The sequence below is a fragment of the Cupriavidus sp. 05L310 genome (assembly GCF_056398185.1).
This window is the reverse complement of record NZ_JBFTOX010000144.1, coordinates 1-1,804: the sequence shown is the minus strand read 5'-3', so window position 1 is coordinate 1,804 and position 1,804 is coordinate 1. Positions and strand designations below refer to the sequence as shown.

Here is a 1,804-nt window from a genome sequence, read left to right as displayed (position 1 = left end):
CCAAGCAAAAAGAACGTGCAGACGTTCTATCGCAAGGTGAAGGAAGTCATCAGTGCTAACAAAGCGGTAAAGCAGGCGGATCTAATCGCTCTGCTGAATCCGATGCTAAGGGGCTGGGCGCAGTATCACAGTCCAGTGGTTGCGAAGGCGACGTTCACACGTACAGAGCACGATATTTTTGGGGCTCTGTGGCGGTGGGCGAAACGGCGACACAACGGTAAGGACTCTGGCTGGGTGCGGAAGAAGTACTACGCAGCGGTCGGGGAACGAAACTGGGTGTTCGGGACCACAGTTACAAAGGCGGATGGTAGTAGCTACTGGAAGGGGTTGTATTCGCTATCGAGTACAGCTATCCAGCGGCACACAAAAATCAAGGGGAGCTACAACCCCTTTGATCCTGAGCAGGAGCGGTATGGCGAGAAGTTGCGGCAGGAGCGCATGCAGTCAAGCATGTCGCACCGAAAGCAGTGGATCAAGCTGTATTTGTCCCAGCAAGGACTGTGTGCGGTGTGTCAGTGCAAGATAACCAAAGAGACCGGGTGGGAAGATCACCACTTGGATCCGCGCATTCTTGGCGGCTCGGACGCTCTAGGGAATCGCGTGCTGTTGCACCCGAACTGCCACATCCAAGTTCACCACCACGGTCAAACTGTTGTGAAACCGGTGTTTAGCTAACATTTTGCAGAGATTTGAGCCGTATGCGGGGAAACTCGCACGTACGGTTCCTCGGGGGGGATGGGTCAGTAATGACTTGTCCCTACCCTCCTGTGCGACACGCACTATCGTGTCCGGGCAGCTCCAACGTAAGGAGCATCGACCTTGTTGGGACAAGGGGAAGGTTTCCGCCTGAACTGTCCAATCCCAACCATTTCTTGCTTAGACGAACCGGGCCGAACAGCCAGGGGGAGTCTAGAACGTTGCGAGGAAGGCCAGAACACCGGCCGGATTTGCAGCTTGCTTTTTGCTGGATGGATTTCCAGCCATTGCCCAAGGGCGGGGACGCTCGCCTTTGGGCGAGTTCTCTGTAAACGCCCCTCCATGGAGAGGCGGGTGGCTATGCAACGGAGTATGTTGCATAGACGTTACATAGCATTCAAACCGGTCCGGATGGACTGGCGCTAGGCTCTTTGGGACGGTAGGCACTCGCGAGAGTACACCGCCGTCAAGCGCTCGCTAGTAGAGGGGCATGTGAAGTAAGGAAGTGAGGTCCCGGAGCGTAAGCTCTGCGCGTTATGGTTCGGTCGGACATCCCCGTAAGGGTGCTCTGATAGAGAACCTGCTATGCGACTAGCAGTAGCCTAGGGAGACATGCGTCACTGGTAACGGTGGGGTGTGAAGCTCTCCTGACAATGTAGCCCCCTCAAGGGTATTAATGGATCGTGAGGTCCTTTGATAGAGGCTCCGAGCAGCAACGGGGTCAAGGCGCTAGGCTGGCTGGTATGGGTAATGTAAGTGAACTGCTGATAAACGTCGTAAGCATTGCAGTGCCAAAGCTGCTGACAGGCACTAACCAAAATGGTACGTGGTCGGTTGTCCCGCTAGGATCTCGGGGCACGTCGCTATCAGGCCACCGGCGAATATGCAGACCCTAACCCAGTCGTGTAATGCGCAGGGAACGTGGTAAGCCCGTATGGCTGCCGGAGCGCAGTTGGCTCAGGCAGGCGAACCGCAAGGAACGCTGTTGGCTGTGCGGGTATGGGAGGTTGGAAAAAGCGAATGCCGGGCTGTAATGGTTCGGATAGGGGTTGAAACATCATCCCACGCGAAAGCGGGCAGACTTCCAACTGGTCTTTCGTCGCAAGAC

At 55.8% G+C, this 1,804-nt stretch carries 1 protein-coding gene; it reads left to right on the top strand.

Annotated elements, in window-relative coordinates:
* Nucleotides 1-675 (top strand): group II intron maturase-specific domain-containing protein (locus tag AC1DS6_RS42445; RefSeq protein WP_477104782.1); only part of this gene is annotated, 675 nt, incomplete at its 5' end.
* Between the last annotated feature and the right edge of the window lie 1,129 nt (nt 676-1,804).